The organism is uncultured Phascolarctobacterium sp., assembly GCF_958349595.1.
Classification (GTDB): domain Bacteria; phylum Bacillota; class Negativicutes; order Acidaminococcales; family Acidaminococcaceae; genus Phascolarctobacterium.
In genome coordinates, this window is the sequence record NZ_CATWDQ010000007.1 from 35,935 (window position 1) to 59,542 (window position 23,608).

Genomic DNA, 23,608 nt, shown 5'->3' on the forward strand with positions numbered 1-23,608 from the left:
TTTGCCATCTTGCAGGCACAGAAGGCTTTTTTATGTGATCAAATAGGAGGTAGGACAATGGCAAAAGCAAACGTATCTCTGGGTGGCAGAGATATCCTTGATTTGGATTCACTTTCCATCGAGGAATATGAACTGATTCTGCAGACTGCGGCAGAAATGAAGAAAATCATGAAACGTGATATCAAAAAGGTGCCGTCACTGCGGGGCAAATCCATTATCAACCTTTTTTATGAGCCCAGTACCAGAACAAGAACTTCTTTTGAACTGGCTGGCAAATATCTTGGCGCTGACGTAGTTAATATCACGACTGCCAGCTCCAGCGTCGTTAAAGGTGAATGCCTGCGCGATACTATTCTTACCGTACAATCTATGGCCTGTGACGCGATCGTTATGCGCCATCCGATCGAAGGTGCTGCCGCTTATGCTGCGGAGGTTGCTGATCCTGTTATCATCAACGCCGGTGACGGAGCGCATGCGCATCCTTCGCAGGGCTTGCTGGATATGTTCACTATTCGTGAGCAGGGCAAAGACCTGAAAGGTTTGAAAATGGCGATTTTAGGCGATGTGCTGTACAGCCGTGTTGCCCGCACCAATATCGCCGCCTGGACCAAAATGGGCGCGGACGTACATGTGGCAGGCCCGATGACCCTGTTGCCGCACGATATCGAAAGTCTGGGCGTGACCGTGCATAAACGCGTTGAAGACGCTATCGAAGGCGCGGATGTTATCGATGTGCTGCGTATTCAGCTGGAACGTCAGAAAAAAGGCCTGTTCCCATCTCCGCGTGAGTATGCACGGATCTTCGGTCTGAATGAGAAGCGTCTGGCGCTGGCCAAACCCGATGTTACTGTCCTGCATCCCGGCCCGATGAACCGTGGCCTGGAAATTTCCTGGGAGGTCGGTTACTGCGATAATGCCGCTATTCGTGACGAAGTGCAAAACGGCGTAGCAGTGCGTATGGCACTCTTATTCTTGACTTTGACAGGGGGTAAGCAAATTGAAAACATTGATTAAAAATGGTCGTGTCATCGACCCCAGCCAAAATATTGACGCCGTTATGGACGTACTTGTGGAAGACGGCGTTATCAAAGAAGTTGCGGCAGGGATTAAAACGGCTGCCGATGAAGTATATGACGCAAAAGGCCTTGTAGTGGCGCCCGGTCTGGTGGACGTGCATACGCATCTGCGTGAGCCCGGCCTGGAAGCCAAGGAAGATATCGTAACCGGTACTATGGCTGCTGCGGCCGGCGGTGTTACGACTATCGCCTGTATGCCTAATACCAAGCCTGTCATTGATAATTCAATCGTTGTTTCGGGCATTAAAGAACGTGCTGCCCGTGAAGGGTATGTCAATGTGGAAGTTATCGGCGCGATCAGCAAAGGTGAAGAAGGGAAAGAGCTGGCCGAAATGATCGATATGTCGGAAAAAGGCGCGATGGCATTTTCTGATGACGGTCACTTTGTCAACAGCCCGCGTCTGTTTACACTCGCCGCCAAATATATCGGCGCTTTCGATAAAGTTTTGATCTCCCATGCGATCGAACCGGAGCTGGGCCATGAAGGCTATATGCATGAGGGCGCTGTTTCCGCACGGATCGGTGTGCCTGGCATCCCAGCTGTGGCAGAAGATATTGCCGTAGCCCGCGACTGCCTGATCGCTGAATATACCGGTGCGCATGTACATATTGCGCATGTTGCCAGTAAAGGCGCGATCGATATTATTCGCGAATTCAAGAAAAAAGGCGTCAATGTGACCTGTGAAGTTACAGTACATCATCTGACCCTGACCGATGAGGCCTGCGCTACTTACAGCAGTGCGACCAGGGTTTCACCGCCGCTGCGCAGCAAGGACCATGTGGAAGCTCTGCGCGCCGCAGTTAAAGACGGCACTGTAGATGCTATCGTCACCGACCACGCTCCGCATGCGCCGGAAGAAAAAGACGTTGAATTCCGCTATGCCCCCTGTGGCTTTACAGGTCTGGAAACATCAGTTGGTGTAGTTTTAACTGATCTTTATCATACAAACATCTTCACAATTAACGAAATTATTGGTAAAATGAGTACAGAACCTGCGAATATTTTTGCATTAAAAGCTGGAAGTTTAAAAGTTGGCTATCCGGCAGATGTAACTATTATCGACCTTGAGAAAGAATGGACTGTTGATAATACGAAATTTTATACACGCGGCAAGGTAACTCCTTTCCAGGGAAAACATTGTAAAGGCAAAGCCGTAGCTACGATGGTAGCAGGTAAATTCGTGATGAGAGATGGTGAAGTATGCAAACGGTAGCAAGAAAAGGTAAATTGGTATTAAAAGACGGCAGCGTTTATGAAGGCGATCTGTATGGTAAACGCAATGCGGTAGGCGAGGTTGTTTTTACTACCGGCATGAGCGGTTATCAGGAAACTCTTACTGACCCGTCCTTTTGCGGGCAGATCGTTGTTATGACTTATCCTCTGGTAGGGAATTACGGTACCAACGATATTTTCAATCAGGGGCGCAAGTCCTTTTTCCAGGGCTATGTGCTCAGCGAGCTGTGCGATCATCCCAGTAACTGGCGCTGCGAAAAATCGCTGGAACAGTTTTTAGATGAGCAGGATGTGCCTGTACTGACAGGCGTGGATACACGGGCGATCACCCGTAAGCTGCGTAATTACGGTGTTCTGCAGGGTGTTATCGTGCCGGCAGAAATGCCGCAGGCAGAAGTTGAAAAGCTGCTGGCTACGCCGGAAGTACATGATCAGGTGGCTACAGTAACAACACCTGAAATTTATACGCTGGGCAATGGCAAATTCCATGTGGCTGTCATGGATTTTGGCATCAAACAAAATATTCTTGAATATCTGGCCAGCTTCGACTGCCATTTAACAGTTTTCCCTGCTTATACCACTGCAGAGGAGATCTTAGCAGTGCGCCCGGACGGCATTTTCCTGGCCAATGGCCCCGGCGACCCGAAGGATCTGCAGCCGATCATAGCAGAAGTTAAGAAGCTGATCGGCAAGAAACCTATTTTCGGTATCTGCCTGGGGCATCAGATTCTGGCTTTAGCCTGCGGCGCCGATACCTTTAAAATGAAATTTGGTCATCGCGGCGTCAACCATCCGGTCAAAGACCTGCTGGAAAATAAAGTGCTGATCAGCTCGCAAAACCACGGCTATGCCGTTGATGAAAAATCTTTGGCAGGATTGAATGTAGAAATAACCAATGTTTCGCTGAATGACGGCACGATCGAAGGCCTGCGTTATCTCGATCATCCTTCTTTCGCCGTGCAGTATCACCCGGAGGCAAGCCCCGGACCAGGCGGCCATGAATATTTATTTAAGCGTTTTGTAAAAATGATGGGAGGCCAAAACTGATGCCGAAGCTGCAAAATATCAAAAAAGTTCTTGTTATCGGTTCCGGCCCGATCATTATCGGCCAGGCTGCCGAGTTTGACTATGCCGGTACACAGGCCTGCCGTTCTTTGAAAGAAGAAGGACTGGAAGTAGTACTTGTCAACAGCAACCCGGCTACGATCATGACGGACGTGCATATTGCCGACCGTGTTTATATCGAGCCTGTTAATGTTGAATTTTTGGAAAGCGTTATCAAACGCGAGCGTCCTGATTCCCTGCTGGCCACTCTGGGCGGGCAGGTCGGTTTGAACCTCGCTATCGATCTGGAAGAAAAAGGTATCCTGCGCGAATATAATGTGCAGCTTTTGGGTACTCAGATCTACAGCATCAAGAGAGCGGAAGACCGTGAGCTGTTTAAAGAAACTATGGAAAAAATCAATCAGCCGATTCCGGAAAGCGCTATCGTTGAGACCATGGCGGCTGCCAAAGAATTTGCCCGTAAGGTCGGCTTCCCGCTGATCGTCCGCCCGGCATATACTTTGGGCGGTACCGGCGGCGGTATCGCTGAAAGCGAAGATGAGCTGGATGAAATCGTTAATAAAGGCCTGAAATATAGTCTGATCGGTCAGGCGTTGATCGAACGCAGCGTAGCAGGCTGGAAAGAGATCGAATTTGAAGTTCTGCGTGATGCCGCCGATAACTGCATCACTGTCTGCTCAATGGAAAACCTTGATCCTGTAGGCGTACATACCGGCGATTCCATCGTTGTCGCTCCGGCACAGACTCTGAGCGATCGTGAAGTACAGCTGCTGCGTCAGGCTTCTATTGATATCGTCCGCGAACTGGGAGTACGCGGCGGCTGTAACGTACAGCTGGCGCTGGACCCTAATTCCGAACGCTATTATGTTATCGAAGTAAATCCGCGTGTCAGCCGTTCTTCGGCGCTGGCTTCCAAAGCGACCGGTTATCCGATCGCCAAGGTTTCCAGTAAGATCGCGATCGGCTACAATCTGGATGAGATCCAGAACGCTGTAACTAAAAAGACAACAGCCTGCTTTGAACCTTCTATCGACTATGTCGTACTGAAATTCCCGCGCTGGCCTTTCGATAAATTTGTTACTGCCGACCGTACTTTGGGCACCCAAATGAAGGCTACAGGCGAGGTTATGGCTATTGAACGCAATCTGGAAGCCGCAATGCTCAAAGCGATCCGGTCTCTGGAAATAGGCCTGACTCATCTGGAAATGCCGGAGTTGAAAGCCCTGAATGACGAAGAGATCCGTGCGCGTATCTCCAAAATAGATGACGAACGTATCTTTGTACTTGCCGAAGCGCTGCGCCGTGGTATTACTCTGGAAGAGATCCATACGATAACCATGATCGACAGATGGTTCCTGCAGAAAATACTGAACATCGTCAAGATGGAAACTGTTTTGAAAACTGAGCCGATGACGCAGGAGATCATGCGCAAAGCTAAACGCATGGGCTTTGCTGACGTGGTTATTGGCGAATACATTGGCAAACCGATGATGGAAGTACGCGCTATGCGTAAAGAGTGGGGCATTATCCCGACCTATAAAATGGTTGATACCTGTGCCGCCGAGTTTGAAGCGGAAACTCCATACTACTATTCCACCTACGCTGTGGAAGATGAAGTACGGGTCAGCGACAAAAAGAAGGTTGCCGTTTTGGGCAGCGGCCCGATCCGTATCGGGCAGGGCGTAGAATTTGACTATTGTTCAGTACATTCCGTCTGGGCGCTGAAAGAATTGGGTTATGAAACTATCATCATCAACAATAACCCGGAAACGGTAAGTACCGACTTTGATACTTCTGACCGTCTGTATTTTGAACCGCTGACAGTAGAAGATGTTTTGAATATCCTTGATAAAGAGCAGCCGGAAGGCGTTATCGTGCAGTTCGGCGGCCAGACAGCTATCAATCTGGCAGGTCCTTTGGCTGAAGCCGGCGTTAAAATACTTGGCTCCAGTGTCGACAGTATCGATCGGGCGGAAGACAGAGAACGCTTTGAGCAGCTGCTGACAGACTGCAATATTCCGCGCCCGAAAGGACATACCGTTTTTGATACGCCAGGCGCTTTAAAAGCTGCCGCTGATGTAGGCTATCCGGTCATGGTGCGTCCGTCTTATGTTTTAGGCGGCCGGGCAATGGAAATCGTTTATAACGATGAAGAGCTGAAACACTATATGTCCAGTGCTGTTAAAGCTTCCCGAGAGCATCCTGTCCTGGTCGATCATTACCTGCAGGGTACAGAGGTCGAAGTCGACGCTATCTGCGATGGTACCGAAGTTCTGATCCCCGGCATTATGGAGCATATCGAACGTGCCGGCGTACATTCTGGCGACTCTATCGCCGTCTATCCGCCGCGCAATCTGTCCGAGTCTGTTATCAAAACGATCATTGATTATACAAATAAAATGGCTCTGGGTCTGGAAGTAAAGGGCATGATCAATATCCAGTATATCGTGCGCAATAACGAGGTTTATGTTATCGAGGTAAATCCGCGTTCTTCCCGTACCGTGCCTTTCCTCAGTAAAGTTACGAATATCCCGATGATCAACGTGGCTACGAAGGCCGCTATGGGCCATTCACTGCGTGAACAGGGCTACAAGCCGGGACTGGGCTTCTTCCCTGATTATTATGCAGTCAAAGCGCCGGTATTCTCTTTCAACAAGATGAGTAACGTCGATATTACTTTAGGGCCTGAGATGAAATCGACAGGCGAAGTAATGTGCGTTGACTATCAGTATTCCCGCGCTTTGTATAAAGCCTGCATCGCTTCCGGTATCAATGTGCCGCATGAAGGCGCGATCCTGATCACTGTTGCCGATATGGATAAACCTGAAGCGGCAGAGATCGCAGCCGGGTTTGCCGACCTGGGTTATGAGATCATGGCTACCGGCGGTACGGCTGAATATCTGCAGGAAAAAGGCGTTAAGGTGACTGTAGCTACCAAAGTCAGCGAAGGCAGCCCCAATATCCTTGACGACATCAAAGAAGGCCGCATCAGCATGGTTATCAACACTACTAATCACGGTCGCGATGCCGAACGTGACGGCTTTAAAATCAGACGTTCTACAGTCGAGCATGCTATTGCCTGCCTGACTTCCATGGATACAGCACGCGAATTGCAGCATGTCATGTCGGCTATGCGCCGACGCCGCGTGGTCAGCATCGTTGCGCTGCAGGATTTAGCCTGGGAGGGATAAGCCCGTGCCAAAAACTATTACGAACGCCACTGTTATTGGTCAGCGTGTTTTGAACGCTACTACGAAATTGATAGAAGTTTATGCTCCTGCGATCGCCCAAACGGCGGTCCCGGGGCAATTCGTGAACGTGCAGGTCTGCAAAAATACTGCGCCGCTGCTGCGCCGTCCTTTTGGTGTGGCCGGAGTAAATGCTGACAACGGCACTTTTACGATGATCTACCGCATTATTGGTGAAGCTACGCATATTCTGGCCGAAGTATGCAGCGGTGACAAGCTGAGTATCGTTGGCCCCTTGGGGCATGGCTTTGCCATGGAGGCTGAACGTCCGCTTTTGGTTGGCGGCGGTCTGGGACTGGCGCCGCTGCTGTATTTGGCAGAAGGCTTCTGCGTGCAGCAAAAGCCCATAGAAATCTTGATCGGCGGACGCTGTGAAGAAGAACTGTTCTGGACGGAGCTATATGAAGACATCTGCCAGAATATCCATATTACAACGGATGATGGCAGCTGCGGTACTAAAGGGACAGTCATTGCGCTGCTGCCGCAGCTTTTAGACAGCGGCAAATATGACTGCATCTATGTCTGCGGCCCTGTACCCATGATGAAAGCTGTGGCTGAAGTGGCTGCCGCTAAAAAGATCAAATGCCAGGTATCACTGGAAAAATATATGGCCTGCGGCCTGGGGGCCTGCCTGTCCTGCTCGTGCAGCGGTATTGGCAAGCGGCTCAAGGTTTGTACCGACGGCCCGGTATTTTGGGCCGAGGAGGTGGGCGAATGGTAAAAGCATTGTATGACGGCCGTTTGGCGACTAATATCGCCGGTTTAAAAATGAAAACGCCGATCACGACTGCTTCCGGTACTTTTGGTTTCGGCATTGAATTTACTGATTTTCTTGATCTGGAAAAAGTGGGCGCCGTCACGGTCAAGGGTACCTCTCTGGAACCACAGCCCGGTAATAAAGGGCAGCGTGCTGTCGAAACTCCTTCGGGAATGCTCAACAGTATCGGGCTCGAAAATCCCGGCGTTGATTATTTTTTGGAAACGACCTTACCGCAGCTGCGTCAGTATGACGTACCGGTGATCGTGAATATTTATGCCCACTCCTATGAGGATTACGGCAAAGTTGCCAAAAAACTGGACGTAGACGGCGTCGACGCTTTGGAAATCAATATTTCCTGCCCTAACGTCAAAGAAGGCGGCCTTGTTTTCGGCACCTGTCCCGACAGTGCTGCCGCAGTCGTGCAAGCGGTAAAAGGCAACACTTCCAAAATGGTGATCACCAAGCTTTCGCCAAATGTTACCGATATCGTGGCTATGGCGCAGGCTGTCGAAGCGGCTGGAACTGATGCCATTTCCCTGATCAATACCCTGATCGGGATGAAGATCGATATTGACAGGCAGAAACCTGTCTTGGGCAATGTTATCGGCGGTCTCAGCGGTCCGGCAGTACGTCCTGTTGCAGTGCGGATGTGCTATCAGGTGGCGCAGAACGTGCGGGTGCCGATCATCGGCATGGGCGGCATTATGACGGCGGAAGATGCGATAGAATTTTTCCTGGCTGGTGCCAGTGCCGTCGCTGTCGGTACAGCCAATTTTACTGATCCCTGTATTGCAGAAACTATTGCGCATGGAATTTTGGAATACATGGACAGACATGGTATCAAAAAACTTAAAGATATGATCGGCCTGGCGTTGCCGGAAGGTAAGATCCACTTGAAACGCGCCGTAAAACGTTAAGGGGGTGCAGGATGAATCACGATGATCGTTTGATCGTAGCTTTGGATTTCCCCACGATGGAGCAGGCTAAGGCCCTTGTTTTAGAGCTTGGTGACAGTGTCAGCCACTACAAAGTAGGGATGGAGCTTTATTATGCAGCAGGAAGCGAAATGATCCGCTTTTTAAAGGGACACAACAAGCAGGTGTTTCTTGACTTGAAATTGCAGGATATCCCCAATACTGTTGCCGGCGCTCTAGCAGTGCTTACAGGCTTGGGTGCTGATATGATGAACGTGCACGCCGTAGGCGGCAAAAAAATGATGCAGGCGGCAGTAAAAGCTGTGCATGAAGCTGCGGAAAAACTTGGCCGTCCGGCTCCCAAACTCATCGCCGTTACTATTTTGACCAGTATGGACGATGAACAGTTTGGCGATCTCAACTATAAAAATACTATTGCCGAGCAGGTCATTGCTTTGGCAAAACTGGCTCAGGAAGCCGGCATGGACGGCGTTGTTGCTTCGCCGCAGGAAGCTGCCGCGATCCGCAAAGCCTGCGGACCGGAATTTTTGATCGTTACCCCGGGCGTTCGTCCGGCGGGTGCTTCTATCGACGATCAAAGCCGTATTGCTACTCCGGCCGGTGCGTTTAAAAATGGTTCCAGCCATATCGTAGTGGGGCGGCCGATTACGAAAGCGGAAGATAAAATTGCTGCGGCTCAAAGTATCGCGGCAGAAATCAGAGGTGTTTGACATGTTGCAGGAAAAAGAAGTAATGCAGCTTTTAGAAGAAACCGAAGCCGTACTGCACGGACATTTTTTACTGACCAGCGGGCTGCACAGCCCCATGTATGTAGAAAAATTCAACGTGCTGCAGCATCCTAAATATACAGAAAAGCTTTGTCAGGAATTGGCAGAACGCTATGCTGCCGACAATGTAGAGCTGGTTATCGGACCGATGACAGGCGGCATTTTGCTGGCGCATGAAGTAGGCAAAGCGCTGGATACCCGCGCTATTTTTACCGAACGTGAAAACGGTAAAATGACTTTAAAACGCGGTTTTGAGATCCCCAAAGGCACACGCGTACTGATCGTCGAAGATATTGTTACGACAGGCGGCAGTGTAATGGAAGTATTGGACGTTGTTAAGGAACACGGTGGGGTACCGGTAGGTATCGGCCTTCTGGTCGACCGCAGCGGCGGCAAGGTGGATTTCGGTATTCGTACTGAAGCTTTGCTGCATCTTGACGTACCGACGTTCAAAGAAGAGGAATGTCCTCTTTGCAAAGAAGGTAAGCCTTTCACTAAACGCGGGCGTACCGGTAAATAACAGAAGCGTTGACGGATTGATTATCAGGGCCGATTGCTGATCAGGCGATCGGTCTTTCTTTTTACGTGATTTTTGTTATAATAAAGATTGTGTGAAAGGGGTGGGAAAATGCATGTCGTGATCAGAGATCATATTTTAGAAGGCGAGAATATCGAGGAACTGGCAGCCTGTTTGCTGAGATGGATGCCTCCTTTAGTGCCGTGGATGCTTGACCTGCAAAACGAAGTAAAAGAACAGGCAGGTGAGCATGGCAGTGAAGGGAAGGCTTTAGTCGCCGTTATTAAAGGCGACCCGGAGAAATATAAAATAGATTATCAAAGTAAGGACAGTCCTTTTTTGGAAGGATAAAATAAAAGGCAGCCAGGTCAAATTACCGGCTGCCTTGGGTTTTACTGTAGAATATCAGGAGTTCTCTAATTTAGTTTGTGCGATTGCTCTAATTGTGTAGCTGTTAATAATACATATATTATTTTAGGTCAATGCTTGCGTTTAAACTTTATTTTTGTAATTTTTTTAAGGTTTCAATACTTTTGGGCGGATTAGTTAATAGGGTATTTAATTGATACAATGCAACTTGATTTAACCTGAAAAGGCGTTCTGATTGTGATAACCCATCACGTATATACTCTGCGTTCAAGTTTTCAAGGTTAGCTAAAACTATAAGCTGTTCTATTGTTGCATTATCACGTATGTTACCGCTTACCTTTGGATTTAAAGAACGCCATTGTTTAGCGGTCATGCCAAACAGCGCCGTATTTATAATGTCCGCTTCACTGGCATATGTGTAGGAAATCTGTTGCCCTGAGAGATTAGGCGGCAACAGGCTTTCTTTTATTGCGTCGGTATGTATTCTATAGTTTGTTTTTGCTATTTCGCGTTTGACATTCCAGTCAATAGCAAGATGATGACTTTCATCTGACTTTAGTCGTTGGTAATCTTTAATAATATATAACTTGAATTCAGGAGATATCCATGACGCAAATTCAAACGCTATATCAGAGTGTGCATATGTACCGCCGTACCTGCCGGATTTTGATACTATACCAATAGCATTGGTATTTTCAATCCATTTTTGTGGTGTTAATACAAATCCGTTATCACCAGATTCGTTTTTAAACGCCTCGAATTCGACACGGTTAAAATTAGGGTTGTTGAGTTCTTCCCATAGACCCAAAAAAGATACCGTACTTCTGTTACGCATCCAATTCTGTATGATAAATCTTGGGTTTTCTTCATCACGTTTTTTAGCGATATCAGTCAGGGAGATGTAGTCAGCTTCATTAGAACTGCTTATTCTTATATCTATTCCATTTGCTTGAATTATTCCTTTGACAGCAACCATTTACTTTAATCCTGCTTTCTTTTATTTTCTTTGTACTGATTTAAGAAAATATTTTTGCTAAATCTGCTTGACTTAAATTTCGATCTTTTCTTAATTGCGCTAAATTCAGAAGCATTTTATTCCCTCCTTATGAATTTATATTATCCTTAAATGGGATAAAAGTAAATATATATCCCGAGATAGTCAACAAGAATATTCCAAAGAGGTATTATATAACAATGAGAAAGGCGAGTATGTAGCACCGACACCGGAGAGTTATAGGGATGCTAATGAAAATTAGTGCTTTTTACTACCGCTTACGGCGTGTTGAAAGATAATTTTTAGACAAATAAAAAACCGTCAAAGCCCTTGAAAATCAGGATTTGACGGTACTTTTTTATGGCAGGGGCAGTAGGAATCGAACCCACAACCAACGGTTTTGGAGACCGCTACTCTACCAGTTGAGCTATACCCCTAAAATGGAGCGGAAAACGAGATTCGAACTCGCGACCCCCTCCTTGGCAAGGAGGTGCTCTACCACTGAGCTATTTCCGCAAATGGCGACCCGGATGGGACTCGAACCCACGACCTCCGCCGTGACAGGGCGGCATTCTAACCAACTGAACCACCGGGCCATTTGTCAGTAGTCCTGACAGATATAAATAATACCATAAAACCATGAATGATGCAAGGCTTTTCTGCAAATTTACTAAATTACTTTTAGCGGCTTTGCAAAATAACCGTTTTAGCGTATAATCATAAGTAACATCAGCGATAGTACTGTTTCGCTGAATAATAATCAAAAGTAATAAGGAGGATGTATCATGCTCAAAACCCCAGATTGGGCTGAAGGAGCCAAATATCTGCGTGAACATGCGCCTGAGCTGATCCCGTTGATCGATAGGTTTCCTGTATGTGTATTGAAGCCGGAGCCGCAGGAGAAATATTTCGGGACCTTGGTCACAGGTATCGTTTCGCAGCAGCTGCCGCCGGATGTAAGTATGCAATTACTGGAAAAATTAGGAAAGTTTTTGGGCACGCCGCTGCAAGCGCAGGCCGTATTGGATGTTTCTATTGAAGACTTATGCGAACAGGGACTGGTAAAACAAAAAGCCGAGTACCTGAAAAGCTTTGCTGAGGCAGTTGTCGCAGGAAAGGTAACTATAGAAAAATTTTCTGAAATGACTGATGCTGAAATCACCAAACAGCTTGTCCAGATTCGCGGTTTGGGGCAGTGGACTATTGAAATGTTTCTGTTACTTGCCTTATGCCGTACAGACGTAGTGCCATCAGCAGATTTTATCTTTAAGAAAGAATTGAAAGAACTTAAGGGATTAAGTGATATTCCCAAACGCGGGCAAATAAGCACGCTTACAGAAACATGGCGACCCTGGCGCTCTTTAGGCGTCTGGTATTTGTGGCAGGAAGCCGCATTTAAGGAACAAAATAAAAAAGCAAAATAAAAAAACAGACCGTTTATACGGTCTGTTTTTTTGTTATGAATGTAGATTGCCAAGCAGCTTCTGCAAATCACATACCTGCTGAGAGTTGCGTTTTTGAGAATAAAATTTTAAAAACTTTTGAGCAATAACCGATAATGGACGGTCTTTAACCTTGACAATGGTTTTAAAAAGATCAATGTTGGTATCAGATATTTTTTTTGTTACCAGATCAGGTCCCAAAAACTCTCCGGGTTCGATAGGCACTACAGCAACAGCGGTTCTTTCGTAAGCCCACTGTAAAGTGGTGTTGCGAGTGGTGTTGATACTTAGTATTTGCGGAGAGAGAGAAGCTTCAGCACAGCATTTTTTCAGCAGGTCACAGCAACCGGCAGAAACACTCAGCGGCATTTCTGCCAGTTCTTTCAGAGTAATATCAGCTTTAGAATGATCAAGCCATACGGCTTCTTTGTGGAAAACAGCCGATAATTCTTCACGACGTTGGAAAAGCACTTCAAAACTGTCCTCATGAGTAATGGGAACACTTAAAATCCCAAGTTCAGTAATACCATTTAAAAGCTGCTGCGCCTGCTCGGCAATACCGCCTTCATAGATTTCGTAAGTCACCTTTGGATATAATTGACAGAAATCTTTTAATGATGTGCTGATAAACAGGGCAGATCTGGAATTAGCAGCGCTGATACGCAGCGTACCAACGGCGCCGCCTATAATATTATCTATTTCATTGCGCGCCAGATCTTCCAAAGAGCAGATATATTTAGCTTTTTGATAAAGGATCCGTCCTGCTTCCGTCAAAATAAGCTGGCGGCTGCCACGAGTCGTAAGAATAAGCTTGGCCCCAAAAAAATTTTCCAATGTCTTTAACTGTTTGCTAAGTGCAGGCTGTGCAACGTGTACACATTCTGCTGCTCCGGTAAAGCTTCCCGCTTCAATAATAGCCAAAAAATTTCTATAGCTTTCCAATTCCATTTCAATAACCTCCCAATAATAAAAAAACGTCCTGCGCGGACGTAAAGAAAATAAACAAAGTTAATGGTTATGATCTTTTTTACTGTCGCTCGCAGCAAAAGACAAACAATCTGGCTATGCTGACTTTACAGCGGCGGGACCGTGTCATCAAATGACTTTGGCCGGATTGTTTCAGCAATGTTCACTTGTAACTGTCTCTTATTTTAATCACTCCTTTATTCTGTGTCAATATAAAATATTATTTGATCATAAAAATAATTGTTAGTTTTTCCTAAATGTTATAACTTAAATTCCTAATGGATATTTTTATTATTTTAAGCTCTGGGGTATACTTTAGGTGTCTTAAGCAGTAAACACTATCGGTACTTATAAAGAAAATTTTTAAGGAGTGATTTTGATGACAGAAGCAACAATGGCCAACAATTCAGTAAAAATCAATAACGAAGGAGAAGGATTCCTGTTCAGTCATCTGCGTAAACAACGCCAAATGGCAGCCAGGGTTTTCCCACACTGCGGCGAACGCGGATACAGCTTTATCCGTCGCGTACAAGGCTGTGAACTTCCGGCTGAAGCACTTAAGGCTCTCAAAAGAGAATGAGCTGCAGCAGTATTTTAGGAGTGCTGATGAATTACTGCAAGATTTTTGAAAGTGATTTTTATCGAAACTATATCAAGACTATTTTACTGTGATGGATTTTAATAACAATAGTTACTGTACTGGGAAGCTGTTCCTTTATTGAAACAGATCTGAAAATTCAGATCTGTTTCAATTTTTTATCAGGATTTTTACAGTATGCAAATTTAGCATAACTTTGATGAAGAATAGGTATTTTTATTATTTAGGAATTTATTATATACTCTTTTCCAGTGAAAGGTACTCTTAAAAATGGCGAAAAGGAGGATAGCAAAAATGCCGGATGAAGATAAGAAAGAAATATCTAAAATAAAAGAGTTCCTCAAACAAGTTGATAAAAAATACTACCACAGGGCTATTCAAAACCGGCAGGCTGCAGGTAGTGTTTTTCCGCATCGGGGTGAAGACGGAAGATTGTTTTTAAACACGTTTCAATATGTTAATCTGTTTAAAGAAAAATAGGAGGGAAAAGAATGACACCCGCAATCAAATGTTTAATATTATTAGCGATCGTCGCACTTTTATTTGTAACAGAAATGATTCCTCTGGCAATGACAGCAATTGGAGCATCGATTGCCTGCTGCGCTTTAGGGCTTGTTCCTGAAAACCAGATTTTTTTGGGACTGGCTGATTCGACCGTGGTTCTTTTCGGAGGTATGTTTGTAGTCGGTGCCGCAATGTTTTATACCGGTCTGGCTCAAAAAATTGGCGGCGGCGTTGTACGGATGTTTGGCAAAGGTGAAAACAGCCTGATGTTTGGTATCATGGTCATTGCAGCACTGATGTCCGCAGTACTTTCCAATACAGGTACTACCGCTTGTCTGATACCTGTAGTTATTGGTATCTGTGCCAATGCCAAAATTTCAGCTTCACGCGAATTGATGCCTTTGGCATTTGCCGCCGGACTTGGCGGAACGATCACTCTTATTGGTACGCCGCCTAATATTTTGGCTAACGTAGCTTTGAAAGCTGCAGGTATGCCGGAATTGCAATTTGGCTTTTTTGAATATGCCTGGATCGGTATCCCTATTACTATCGCCGGTATCGTTTATATGATGTTTATCGGCAAATATCTGCTGCCGAAAGAAAGCAGTAACCTGAATCTTGAAATCGATGAAGAAATTTTAGAAAATGAAACGAGCACTAAAAAGCAGATTATCTGTGGGATCATTATGATCGGTGTTATCGGCAGTATGGCGACAGGCGTCGTGCCGTTGGAAATCGCTGCAGTTGTAGGAGCAGTTGTTGCGGTGCTCACAGGCTGCCTTACCGAAAAGCAAGCCTATAATTCCATCGACTGGGTCACGATCTTTCTTTTTGCGGGAATGATTCCTGTAGCAACAGCAATGAATACCAGCGGCGCTGGCAAACTGATTGCTGAAGCCACAGTAAAAATGCTGGGCGGTGATCCTTCACCGTATGTAGTAACTGCAGTTTTGTTTGCGCTTGCCGTTCTTCTTACGCAGTTTATGTCTAATACAGCCTCTAAAGCCTTATTATGCCCGGTAGGTATTGCACTTTCTGCGCAAATGGGTGCATCGCCCAAAGCGGTGCTCATGGCTATTTTGATCGCATCCTCCTGTGCATTTGCTTCTCCGGTAGGCACGCCGCCCAATACTTTAGTCCTGGGCCCCGGCGGCTATAAATTTATGGATTATTTAAAAGCAGGCACTGGACTGGTAGCAGTGTGCCTTATAGTGTCTATTATCGTTATTCCTGTCGTCTGGCCGTTTTTCCCAGCCAGCGCATAATTTACTAAATCTTATCCTTCAAAAATAGATTATAATACCTTCTCCTTTTTGGATCAGGCTTTTATGTTTTGAGACATGGCATAAACAGCTTTGATCCAGGCTCCCGCATAATATAGTCGGGAGCATTTTTTTGCAAAAAATTTGAAATCAATATAAAGAAAACATGCTACAATATAAATAGTAAAAACTATCAGTATATCGCTTTCAATAACTACAAAATTAAACAAAAAAATAATTTAGTTCTTTTGTAACTAAACTAAATGGAACAACTAAAATAAAAGTGCTAAATTAAGAATCATAAAATATTGAAAGGACTGATCACAATGCAAACAAAAAAGATTCTGGCTAAAACTGCAATAGTCCTAAGCTTGTGCGCTTTCTGCGGCAGTGTATTTGCAGCCCCGGTAGCCAAAACTCTTACAAAGAATGAAGAACTTTATCCTCAAGGCTGGTCGGTAGGCGACCAGATAAAATTTAAAAAAGGCACGACAGCCAGCCTGAATGATAATGGAGCCGTTGTCAGCGGTGTGCTGGCAAGCGATACATATCTGCGGCCGCAGGGCTGGCAGCGTATCATCAACGATTACTATTTTGTTTCAGCTTATACCAATCGCAGCCCGTTTTTCCCGCGTTATTACCGTTATTGGAACAACAACAGCACCTATAACATAGCGTTATCCAGTTATGGACATATTCGTTATAAAGGCGGCACAGCTGTAACCTTCAGCGAGCAGGGCACAGTTCTCAGCGGCACTATTGCCGACGAAACAACAATTGGACTTGGAGAGAACGAATATGGCTTTGTAGCATTTAAAAGCGGTACAGCTCTGGATTTCTATGATAATGGCGCAGTAAAGATGGGCACACTGGCAGAAGATACCAAACTGCGGCCGGTAGGTTGGCAAAATAATGCCATTGACATGGAAAATGCCGGTTTTGTAGAATTTAAAGCTAAGAGTACAGTCAGCTTAACACCTGCTGGTGAAGTAACCAGCTGCACGACTAAAGAAGCTTTAAAGTGGAAAAATAATGGCCTTGAAATAGAATTGCCGGCGAATACAGTTATCAACTTCAGCGAACAGGGTGCTGTAGCCGTAACAGAATAAAGTAAAAAAATAAAGCAGAACTTTCAAAGTTCTGCTTTATTTTTTTACCTGTATTGATAATTTATTTAAATAACTGCCGTTATCATCAGTGACCCAATGATTTCTGATCGAAGTCATGTAAATATCACTGACAGCCTGTAAATTGTTTTCCTGTAGATATCTATATAACTGATCAATATAAGGTTTGCCGTACGAGCAATAAATACCTTTAAAGTAAATTGTGGCATATAATCCTGCCGGTTTAAGAAAAAAATAAGGCGAGTCAAAAGGCTGTGTAAAGGATTGATAAAAATATTTAGTATACGGACGTTCACAAGCCAGAAAAGAATTTTTATCAAGTATATAACCAGAAACGTGATTATTAAAAGTTATATAATCAGCTAAAGTTAATAAATGTTTAGCGGAAATTTTTGTTCTGATTTTTAAATCAGCATTCTGTGGCACCGGATCACTTAGACAAAGATAATCTTCCTCTTCATTTATCAAAGTTATTATTTCCAGAGGCAAAGTTTCGGTATTTTCCAAAAAACATATTCTCTCGCTGAGTTCAGTACGCATTTTTTGAAGATCAGATAAAAGCTGATCTAATATATTGGCACGTCTTGTAAGTAAATTTTTGTAATTAGAGGTAGATTTATGCTTAAGATATTCCGCTATTTCAGGTAATGATACATCTAATTTACGTAATGCCAAAATGATTTCTAAAGAAAAAAACTGCCTTCTCGCATAATAACGATAACCGTTAGCATCGATAAATTCCGGTGTGATAAGGCCAAGCCTGTCATAAAAAAGCAAAGTTTTTCTGTGGATTTTACATAAAGAAGCCAGCTCACCGGTCGTAAATAATTTTTTTTTATTTTTCTCCATAAATTTTCACCAACCTCTTGACTGTCTAATGACTATACATAGTATTATATCACACATAGTAGAAAAATAAATTTGATATTTGATACTGGTAATGTATAATAAATAAAAGTTAGTGAGAATCTAACACGGTCCCGCCGCTGTATTAGCAGTAAAATACTGCTTAAGTCAGCTTTTACCAGTAACTCTATTTCTGCGAGAGACAGTATAGGGGAGAACAGGCACGAATTTAGCCTCTATTCCTCCTTATCTGTTTTTGGGAAAAGGGGGCTTTTCTATTTTTTAACACTTTTAAAGCAGGGTGACAGTAAATTGAAAATTGAAAGGAAGTTGAATTTGATGAAGAAAAGCTTGAACAAAAGCGCGCTTATGGCAGCACTGATAACTGGTAGTGTCATCTGGGGGGGTACAGCAGTACACGCAGAAGAACCGGAACAGATTTTTACCCTGGATCCAATGGTTGTTACGGCACAAAGAATGGAAACAAGAGATTTAGATACTCCTGCAGCAGTTGAGGTATATGATATCAAGAGAATTGAGGAAAGTGGAGCTAACAATGCATTTGATGTCTTGCAGAATACTCTAGGTGTTACTATACAATCACAGGGATTTAATGGTGCTGCGATGGGTACGATGACAAGTAAAATAATGATTCGTGGTGCCCAAGTGGGTACTTTGGTTTTACTTAATGGAGTGCCCATGAATATGGATGGTAAATATAATCTTGAAGATATTCCCAGTGATGCAATTGAGAAAATAGAAGTGGTAAGGGGCGGCGGCTCTGTATTATATGGAAGTGAAGCGACAGGAGGTGTAATAAATATTATTACTAAAAAAACTATAAAGAGCAGAATTAAAGTTTCAGCGGGTAATTTTGGTAAAGAACGTTATGATATTTCTTTAGGAGCAGGAAAATTTAGCATTGTAGCAGGTCTCGAAAATCGTGGTAAGGCTGAAGGTATAAGTAGTCTTGCTGATGGTAAAACTACGGGTAATGTTTTTGATTATGCTAAAGGCGAGCGGAAAAGTGTTATGTGGAACTATCAGATCGCAGATGGATTAATATTTACCCATAATTATTCAAAGAATGAGCATAGATACCTTCAAAAAGATGCTGTTAGTAAAAAATATACTGAAATGAGAGATTATTATGATACAGATAATAATTTTTTGCTGAGCTATGATAAAGACGATTGGCAAGCACATGTGTCTTATGGAACTCAAGAAAAAACATACGATAAAATTTCACCATCTGGTAATGGTTGGAAGGCTCCGACACTTAATAGTTGGAGGAAAGGGCATAATACAAACTTGAATGTACAGAAAAAATTTGATGTGGGACGAAATATTTTATTAGTTGGTGCGAGTTTCCAGAAAGAAGATATGGATCTGCGGGGAACTTCAAATAGTATGAGTTATGATAGGGACAATTATTCTTTGTATCTTTCATATGATATGAGTCTAAATGAAAAATCAAATTTGCTTTTTAATATGCGAGAAACTTGGGCTGTTGGTTCAAAGGCTACTGAAACGAAAAAAAATGGTGCGAAAATTACGACAGAAAATGATGACCTGAGTAAATTTACCCCTGAAGTACAATATCTTTATAAAATTAATGATGATAGCAGTTTTTATGCTAAAGCAGGAAAATCTTTTAGAATGCCTAATTTAACACAAATTTACGGAACTTCTAATATTTTACCTACAACAGATCTTAAGCCAGAACAGGGTACACACTATGAGATAGGTTATAAATTAAATGAAAATAAAAGATCATGGAGGGTCGCTTTATTTAGTTATGATATAAAAGATTATTTAAAAGCTGCTCGTGACAAAAATGATGATATTTATTATGTTAATCAAGATTTCCGCAATACTGGTATTGAATTGTCATGTACTACTGTCCATGATAAAAATTGGAGCAGTAATATTGGCTTAACATATAGTAAGCCTCAGGCAAGAAATGAAGAAGAATATGGAGATTTAGGCTGGCATGACTGTTATGGACGTTATCAGATCAATGGTACTCTTAATTACAACAAAAATAAATTTAACGGAATGTTATCAGGAAATTTTGTAGGACATAGAATTTCTAATACTTCTACCGAAAGAAATATCAAACCACAGTTTTTTACAGACCTTGATTTATCATACAAACCTGAGGATAATCACAAAATATTTTTCCATTTAAATAATATTTTGGATAGAATTGATATTACAACTAACGGTGATACTAACTATCACAATCTTGGCAGAAACTTTATGCTTGGATATGAGTATAGCTTCTAAATTAACTTAAACAGGAGAACAGAATGCGCAGTTTTATTTTAGCAATAATCATGATACTAGCGGTAACAGGCTGTAGCTTTGAAAAACCAAACGCTGTTATTGAAAACACGGCAGTTCAAACTCAGTATCAGGTAACTGATGACAAAGGGAATATTCTGCATTTTAGCGAATCCCCTAAACGAATCTATGCCACAACGCTCAGCCTTGAAGAAATACTCACAGATATGGTTCCTTTAAAACGCATTGCAGCAATCTCGGAACCAGCTGCTGATCCTAAAACATCATTGATTATCGATAAAGCTGCGCAGATTCCCCTGAAACTTCCTCAAAAAGTAAGCGTAGAACAAATTCTTGCCCTTAAACCCGACCTTGTGATCGTGCAGGAAAACTCAAACACAGCATTTATCCAAGCCTTAAAAGATGTAGGGCTAAAGGTATATATAACAAAAGTGCCTACCACGCTGGACATGGTACGTCAAAGAATAATTAATTTATCGGTGGCTGTAAATGAAAAGCAGCAGGGAAACAGAATAATTGACGAATTGGATCATAAAACAAAGCTTGTAAAAGACGTAACCGGTGCAATACCGGCAGAAGAAAAAAAGATATTGATGGGGTATTCGCTGCTGGGGGTTTTTGGAAGTGTAGAAGGTCTGTTCAACGACATCTGCATCAATGCCGGCGTAATCAACGGCGCTGCCGTAGCGGGCCTTGTTCGTGGTGAACATCTAAGCAAAGAAAAAATAGTAGAAGTCAACCCTGATGTTTTGATGTTTCCAGATTACAGTTCGACCCAGGAAGGCGATACCGTACTTTTTAGAAAAGAAGTTTTAAAAGATCCGGCACTGCAGAGCATCAAAGCAATCAAAAATAATAATGTCATTATCATAAAAGATCGCCACAGATATGCCGCTTCGCAATATATAGGCGACGGTATCTTAGACATAGCTCAAAAAACATATCCGGAATATTTTCGGAGAAAGTAAAAAAGTAAAGCGTGATATCTTTGGTATCACGCTTTACTTTTGATTTGTACTTAACCCTTAAATATCAAGCCCCGCAAGATAACTGCCAACCCTGTCGTGAAGCTTTTGCGCTACCTGATCGCGAACGATGCTGTAAACGTCGGGATTAAGAGTGATAGTGTTTGTGCCTGCGAACAGCTTAAAATCAGAAGTTGAAAAATCAATAAACAAAATCTGCTTAAAATTCTTTTTTGTCTCCAGATAAAGCGCTGCAAAATCATACTCTATCAGACTGTTCTTTTGCGTGCAGACACCAAGACTGATATTACCCATTTGGTCAGAACACGTATTAAATTTAAACAGAGTTAGCTTAGAATCATTTTCGGGCAAATTTTTTAAAGCATTGATCGTTGCCTGCGCTAAAAGCAAGGCGTTGTTTTGCAGCAGGCCGTTGATGATTTCTAAAATAGCCTTGTCGGCCGTAAAGCTTTTACCATGTATTTTATATTGCCAGAAAGCCGTATTCTGGCTTACCCAGCCTAAATTCAGCAGAACCTCTGAAAATTTATTGTACCAGCCTTTCACGTCATAACGGCCGTGTTCATCTTTTGGATAAGCTTTATCTGCCGCTAATTGAGCCAATAAAGTTGAATTCAAAACATCGCTTTTTTGCTGCTCGTTCAAATCGGCGGCAAAACTTTGCAGCATTCTGTTGTTGATACAGGCAGCAGAATCAATAGCCTCTTTCGCATCAGAAGAACGTCTAGAATCAAATGCAGGCAAATCTAATGCCTCTATATAATGACGAGAAGCCCTTAAGAATGCGTCTTTAAAAATAGAATCACTGACAAAATCAGGCATAAACAAACCTCCTTTTAATTAAAAATAGAAAACTTAATCTAATACAACTAATTATAAAATACTGCCAATCAGATGAAAAGTCAATCAAATAATATAATAATATAAATAGCAACGATTATTGACTGATGACTGCAAACCGTTTATAATAATCTACATGTGCAAGCAGACAAAATATAGTAGTATATTTTAAGGAAACAGGCAACGATACAAATGCAGAACAATAAACAGATCAGTCCGGAAAATATCCTGCATATTACAAGCGGGGAAATAACTGCAAATCAGCTTAAAAAGCAACTCCCACAGGACGATATATTGCCTTTTAACGAAGCGATGTGCGAAGGTGAAACCTGCGCAGAAATATTTTCAGATGCATTTTATCGTTTAAGAGCTGCTGCCTATGAAGTTCCTTTACAGGAATATCTGCAGAAATCTCCAGGTAACTTTCTGCAAAGCTGCTTGAAGAATTATGATACTCTACATTTGTATTTTGACTATGATATGTTCTGCGCAGTAAATGTAATAACATTGCTTGCCTTTTTAGAACAGGCAGAATATCCGGGGCAGATAAAATTTCAGCTGTTGGAAGCCGATGGGACAGTTAAGGTCCTTGATACGTGGCCTGTGATTTTGGGAAATTATAAAAAATGCTATACCAAAGTCCTGCTTGACCGTCAGCGGTTTGTGACTGGCAATGAACTTTTGGACAAAGGGATAGCGCTGTATCTTGATTATAAGAAAAAGAATAATCGGATTACCAGGTATATCGCAGCTCATGGCTCAGCAGAACAAATGCAGCTGGTGCAGGAGCTGTTGCTGAAGTTTGCTGATTACGGCCTGACGGATATGGCGGCGGCTAAATTTATTGCGGCAGTTCGGGATAAAAAACGGTAATAATAAATTTATTATAAACAAAAATTAAGGAGTGTTGGAAACGATGAAAAAACAAATTATGACCTTTATTTTGACGATTGTCATGGCACTGGGCATTTGCGGCGCTGTATCAGCCGCCGAAGCCGGAAATATGGTAGGTTACGTTAATGTCCAGCAGGTATTTCAAAGCTATCCTGATATTAAAACTACCATGAGCGCTGTTGACCTGGAACGCCAAAAAGCGCAGCAGGAATTTGAAAGCAAGGCGGCCTCTTTAGATGACAGCGGTAAACAGGCCTTAGGCGAAAAACTGTCGCAGCAGGTAGCCAAACGCGAACAGGACCTGATGGGGCCGATCCAGAAAAAAGTTCAGAAAGCTATTGCCACAGTAGCCAAACGTGCCGGCATCAGCAGCGTAGTTGACAGCAGCGCAATGCTGTATGGCGGCAAAGACCTGACCAACGATGTAATTGCTGAAGTGCTGAAATAAAATACAGAATAATCTCAGACCCCGCGCAAGCTTGCTTGCGCGGGGTCTTTTTATGCAACAAAATAGTTGCTGAAAAAGAAAATTAAATAATAAATAAAAATAAAAGATTGCATTGTAAAATTGTTTATAGTATACTTGCAAAATAAATGTATATGGATATTATCAGGTGACACAGGTCTTAATAGAGAAGCTGGGTGTAAAACCCACACGATCCCGTCGCTGTAAAAGTGAGTTCATCCAAAATATGCCACTGGAATTTATCTGGGAAGGCTTGGATGAATGATGAACTTGAGTCAGAAGAACTGCCTGATAATTACTTTACTGCTGCGTGAGACAGTTAGGTAATGTTATCGGCTTCTTTTATTTTGAATCAAGCTGTTTAATGCCTTTTGCCTTAGCGCAGAAGGTATTTTTATTTTGGGT

The 23,608-nt window shown here is 43.3% G+C and carries 22 protein-coding genes, 3 tRNA genes and 2 riboswitches; of the genes, 18 read left to right on the forward strand and 7 right to left on the reverse strand.

Annotated elements, in window-relative coordinates; all coding sequences use genetic code 11:
- The first annotated feature begins 57 nt into the window (after positions 1-57).
- The 9 genes from Q4G98_RS06975 to Q4G98_RS07015 all read left to right on the forward strand — a co-directional run bounded on the left by Q4G98_RS06975 (position 58) and on the right by Q4G98_RS07015 (position 9,953).
- A complete protein-coding gene (locus Q4G98_RS06975; protein ID WP_293662606.1) occupies positions 58-1,014 on the forward strand; it encodes an aspartate carbamoyltransferase catalytic subunit in 957 nt (318 codons plus the stop codon).
- Positions 998-2,290: a dihydroorotase gene (locus tag Q4G98_RS06980; protein WP_293545874.1), complete on the forward strand. Its 1,293-nt coding sequence runs from the start codon at positions 998-1,000 to the stop codon at positions 2,288-2,290. Before Q4G98_RS06975 ends, Q4G98_RS06980 begins: the two co-directional genes overlap by 17 nt.
- Positions 2,278-3,357, forward strand: coding sequence for a glutamine-hydrolyzing carbamoyl-phosphate synthase small subunit (gene carA / locus Q4G98_RS06985; protein ID WP_298565929.1), 1,080 nt, complete (start codon positions 2,278-2,280; stop codon positions 3,355-3,357). Before Q4G98_RS06980 ends, carA begins: the two co-directional genes overlap by 13 nt.
- Positions 3,357-6,566, forward strand: a complete 3,210-nt coding sequence (gene carB, locus Q4G98_RS06990) for a carbamoyl-phosphate synthase large subunit (RefSeq protein ID WP_177560557.1) — start codon at positions 3,357-3,359, stop codon at positions 6,564-6,566. The genes carA and carB overlap by 1 nt, the downstream gene beginning before the upstream one ends.
- 4 nt (positions 6,567-6,570) lie before the next feature.
- A complete protein-coding gene (locus tag Q4G98_RS06995) occupies positions 6,571-7,344 on the forward strand; it encodes a dihydroorotate dehydrogenase electron transfer subunit (RefSeq protein WP_293719341.1) in 774 nt (257 codons plus the stop codon).
- A complete protein-coding gene (locus Q4G98_RS07000) occupies positions 7,338-8,300 on the forward strand; it encodes a dihydroorotate dehydrogenase (protein WP_298565923.1) in 963 nt (320 codons plus the stop codon). The genes Q4G98_RS06995 and Q4G98_RS07000 overlap by 7 nt, the downstream gene beginning before the upstream one ends.
- A gap of 11 nt (positions 8,301-8,311) precedes the next feature.
- Positions 8,312-9,028 (forward strand): orotidine-5'-phosphate decarboxylase, encoded by a 717-nt coding sequence (gene pyrF / locus Q4G98_RS07005; protein ID WP_293662593.1) that lies wholly within the window; start codon positions 8,312-8,314, stop codon positions 9,026-9,028.
- A 1-nt stretch (position 9,029) separates the two neighbouring features.
- Positions 9,030-9,605 (forward strand): orotate phosphoribosyltransferase, encoded by a 576-nt coding sequence (pyrE, locus tag Q4G98_RS07010; protein WP_177560560.1) that lies wholly within the window; start codon positions 9,030-9,032, stop codon positions 9,603-9,605.
- A gap of 108 nt (positions 9,606-9,713) precedes the next feature.
- A complete protein-coding gene (locus Q4G98_RS07015; RefSeq protein WP_177560561.1) occupies positions 9,714-9,953 on the forward strand; it encodes a hypothetical protein in 240 nt (79 codons plus the stop codon).
- Positions 9,954-10,101: 148 nt separating this feature from the next.
- Here the strand turns inward: Q4G98_RS07015 and Q4G98_RS07020 are convergent, their stop codons facing one another.
- The 4 genes from Q4G98_RS07020 to Q4G98_RS07035 all read right to left on the reverse strand — a co-directional run bounded on the left by Q4G98_RS07020 (position 10,102) and on the right by Q4G98_RS07035 (position 11,561).
- Positions 10,102-10,947, reverse strand: a complete 846-nt coding sequence (locus tag Q4G98_RS07020) for a KilA-N domain-containing protein (RefSeq protein WP_298565918.1) — start codon at positions 10,945-10,947, stop codon at positions 10,102-10,104.
- 379 nt (positions 10,948-11,326) lie between these two features.
- Positions 11,327-11,402: transfer RNA gene (locus tag Q4G98_RS07025), tRNA-Trp, on the reverse strand.
- A 4-nt stretch (positions 11,403-11,406) separates the two neighbouring features.
- Positions 11,407-11,481, reverse strand: a tRNA-Gly gene (locus Q4G98_RS07030).
- A gap of 3 nt (positions 11,482-11,484) precedes the next feature.
- Positions 11,485-11,561, reverse strand: a tRNA-Asp gene (locus Q4G98_RS07035).
- A gap of 189 nt (positions 11,562-11,750) precedes the next feature.
- Here Q4G98_RS07035 and Q4G98_RS07040 point away from each other — a divergent pair.
- Complete coding sequence (locus Q4G98_RS07040) at positions 11,751-12,389, forward strand: DNA-3-methyladenine glycosylase (protein ID WP_177560562.1); 639 nt, start codon at positions 11,751-11,753, stop codon at positions 12,387-12,389.
- A gap of 33 nt (positions 12,390-12,422) precedes the next feature.
- Here the strand turns inward: Q4G98_RS07040 and Q4G98_RS07045 are convergent, their stop codons facing one another.
- Positions 12,423-13,355, reverse strand: coding sequence for a LysR family transcriptional regulator (locus tag Q4G98_RS07045; RefSeq protein WP_177560563.1), 933 nt, complete (start codon positions 13,353-13,355; stop codon positions 12,423-12,425).
- A 397-nt stretch (positions 13,356-13,752) separates the two neighbouring features.
- Between Q4G98_RS07045 and Q4G98_RS07050 the strand changes: the two genes are divergently transcribed.
- The 4 genes from Q4G98_RS07050 to Q4G98_RS07065 all read left to right on the forward strand — a co-directional run bounded on the left by Q4G98_RS07050 (position 13,753) and on the right by Q4G98_RS07065 (position 16,846).
- Positions 13,753-13,953, forward strand: coding sequence for a hypothetical protein (locus tag Q4G98_RS07050; RefSeq protein ID WP_177560564.1), 201 nt, complete (start codon positions 13,753-13,755; stop codon positions 13,951-13,953).
- Between the two features lie 312 nt (positions 13,954-14,265).
- Entirely contained in the window at positions 14,266-14,451 is a 186-nt protein-coding gene (locus Q4G98_RS07055) for a hypothetical protein (RefSeq protein ID WP_177560565.1), read from the forward strand.
- An 11-nt stretch (positions 14,452-14,462) separates the two neighbouring features.
- Positions 14,463-15,740, forward strand: a complete 1,278-nt coding sequence (locus Q4G98_RS07060) for an SLC13 family permease (protein ID WP_298563616.1) — start codon at positions 14,463-14,465, stop codon at positions 15,738-15,740.
- Positions 15,741-16,063: 323 nt separating this feature from the next.
- Entirely contained in the window at positions 16,064-16,846 is a 783-nt protein-coding gene (locus tag Q4G98_RS07065) for a hypothetical protein (protein WP_298563618.1), read from the forward strand.
- A 36-nt stretch (positions 16,847-16,882) separates the two neighbouring features.
- On the opposite strand, the gene Q4G98_RS07070 is transcribed toward Q4G98_RS07065, so the two are convergent.
- Positions 16,883-17,713, reverse strand: a complete 831-nt coding sequence (locus tag Q4G98_RS07070; RefSeq protein ID WP_298563620.1) for a MerR family transcriptional regulator — start codon at positions 17,711-17,713, stop codon at positions 16,883-16,885.
- Between the two features lie 69 nt (positions 17,714-17,782).
- Positions 17,783-17,908: riboswitch (cobalamin riboswitch) on the forward strand.
- 141 nt (positions 17,909-18,049) lie between these two features.
- Between Q4G98_RS07070 and Q4G98_RS07075 the strand changes: the two genes are divergently transcribed.
- Together Q4G98_RS07075 and Q4G98_RS07080 are read left to right on the forward strand one after the other, a co-directional pair.
- On the forward strand, positions 18,050-19,999 hold the full coding sequence (locus tag Q4G98_RS07075; RefSeq protein WP_293719347.1) for a TonB-dependent siderophore receptor: 1,950 nt from the start codon (positions 18,050-18,052) through the stop codon (positions 19,997-19,999).
- 23 nt (positions 20,000-20,022) lie between these two features.
- The gene (locus Q4G98_RS07080; RefSeq protein ID WP_298563623.1) at positions 20,023-20,985 is read left to right on the forward strand and encodes an ABC transporter substrate-binding protein; all 963 of its coding nucleotides are present in this window, start codon (positions 20,023-20,025) and stop codon (positions 20,983-20,985) included.
- A 57-nt stretch (positions 20,986-21,042) separates the two neighbouring features.
- Here Q4G98_RS07080 and Q4G98_RS07085 read toward each other — a convergent pair whose 3' ends face one another.
- The gene (locus Q4G98_RS07085; protein WP_293662574.1) at positions 21,043-21,825 is read right to left on the reverse strand and encodes a hypothetical protein; all 783 of its coding nucleotides are present in this window, start codon (positions 21,823-21,825) and stop codon (positions 21,043-21,045) included.
- A 210-nt stretch (positions 21,826-22,035) separates the two neighbouring features.
- Between Q4G98_RS07085 and Q4G98_RS07090 the strand changes: the two genes are divergently transcribed.
- The gene (locus tag Q4G98_RS07090; RefSeq protein ID WP_298563625.1) at positions 22,036-22,716 is read left to right on the forward strand and encodes a hypothetical protein; all 681 of its coding nucleotides are present in this window, start codon (positions 22,036-22,038) and stop codon (positions 22,714-22,716) included.
- Positions 22,717-22,759: 43 nt separating this feature from the next.
- Positions 22,760-23,185 (forward strand): OmpH family outer membrane protein, encoded by a 426-nt coding sequence (locus Q4G98_RS07095; protein WP_177560573.1) that lies wholly within the window; start codon positions 22,760-22,762, stop codon positions 23,183-23,185.
- A gap of 147 nt (positions 23,186-23,332) precedes the next feature.
- A riboswitch (cobalamin riboswitch) is annotated at positions 23,333-23,510 on the forward strand.
- Positions 23,511-23,608: the final 98 nt, after the last annotated feature.

Coding starts and splice junctions, on each gene's coding strand:
- Q4G98_RS06975 (WP_293662606.1), top strand. CDS start 58: ATGGCAAAAGCAAACGTATCTCTGGGTGGCAGAGATATCCTTGATTTG.
- carA (WP_298565929.1), top strand. CDS start 2,278: ATGCAAACGGTAGCAAGAAAAGGTAAATTGGTATTAAAAGACGGCAGC.
- carB (WP_177560557.1), top strand. CDS start 3,357: ATGCCGAAGCTGCAAAATATCAAAAAAGTTCTTGTTATCGGTTCCGGC.
- Q4G98_RS07000 (WP_298565923.1), top strand. CDS start 7,338: ATGGTAAAAGCATTGTATGACGGCCGTTTGGCGACTAATATCGCCGGT.
- pyrF (WP_293662593.1), top strand. CDS start 8,312: ATGAATCACGATGATCGTTTGATCGTAGCTTTGGATTTCCCCACGATG.
- pyrE (WP_177560560.1), top strand. CDS start 9,030: ATGTTGCAGGAAAAAGAAGTAATGCAGCTTTTAGAAGAAACCGAAGCC.
- Q4G98_RS07015 (WP_177560561.1), top strand. CDS start 9,714: ATGCATGTCGTGATCAGAGATCATATTTTAGAAGGCGAGAATATCGAG.
- Q4G98_RS07020 (WP_298565918.1), bottom strand. CDS start 10,947: ATGGTTGCTGTCAAAGGAATAATTCAAGCAAATGGAATAGATATAAGA.
- Q4G98_RS07040 (WP_177560562.1), top strand. CDS start 11,751: ATGCTCAAAACCCCAGATTGGGCTGAAGGAGCCAAATATCTGCGTGAA.
- Q4G98_RS07045 (WP_177560563.1), bottom strand. CDS start 13,355: ATGGAATTGGAAAGCTATAGAAATTTTTTGGCTATTATTGAAGCGGGA.
- Q4G98_RS07050 (WP_177560564.1), top strand. CDS start 13,753: ATGACAGAAGCAACAATGGCCAACAATTCAGTAAAAATCAATAACGAA.
- Q4G98_RS07055 (WP_177560565.1), top strand. CDS start 14,266: ATGCCGGATGAAGATAAGAAAGAAATATCTAAAATAAAAGAGTTCCTC.
- Q4G98_RS07060 (WP_298563616.1), top strand. CDS start 14,463: ATGACACCCGCAATCAAATGTTTAATATTATTAGCGATCGTCGCACTT.
- Q4G98_RS07065 (WP_298563618.1), top strand. CDS start 16,064: ATGCAAACAAAAAAGATTCTGGCTAAAACTGCAATAGTCCTAAGCTTG.
- Q4G98_RS07070 (WP_298563620.1), bottom strand. CDS start 17,713: ATGGAGAAAAATAAAAAAAAATTATTTACGACCGGTGAGCTGGCTTCT.
- Q4G98_RS07075 (WP_293719347.1), top strand. CDS start 18,050: ATGAAGAAAAGCTTGAACAAAAGCGCGCTTATGGCAGCACTGATAACT.
- Q4G98_RS07080 (WP_298563623.1), top strand. CDS start 20,023: ATGCGCAGTTTTATTTTAGCAATAATCATGATACTAGCGGTAACAGGC.
- Q4G98_RS07085 (WP_293662574.1), bottom strand. CDS start 21,825: ATGCCTGATTTTGTCAGTGATTCTATTTTTAAAGACGCATTCTTAAGG.
- Q4G98_RS07090 (WP_298563625.1), top strand. CDS start 22,036: ATGCAGAACAATAAACAGATCAGTCCGGAAAATATCCTGCATATTACA.
- Q4G98_RS07095 (WP_177560573.1), top strand. CDS start 22,760: ATGAAAAAACAAATTATGACCTTTATTTTGACGATTGTCATGGCACTG.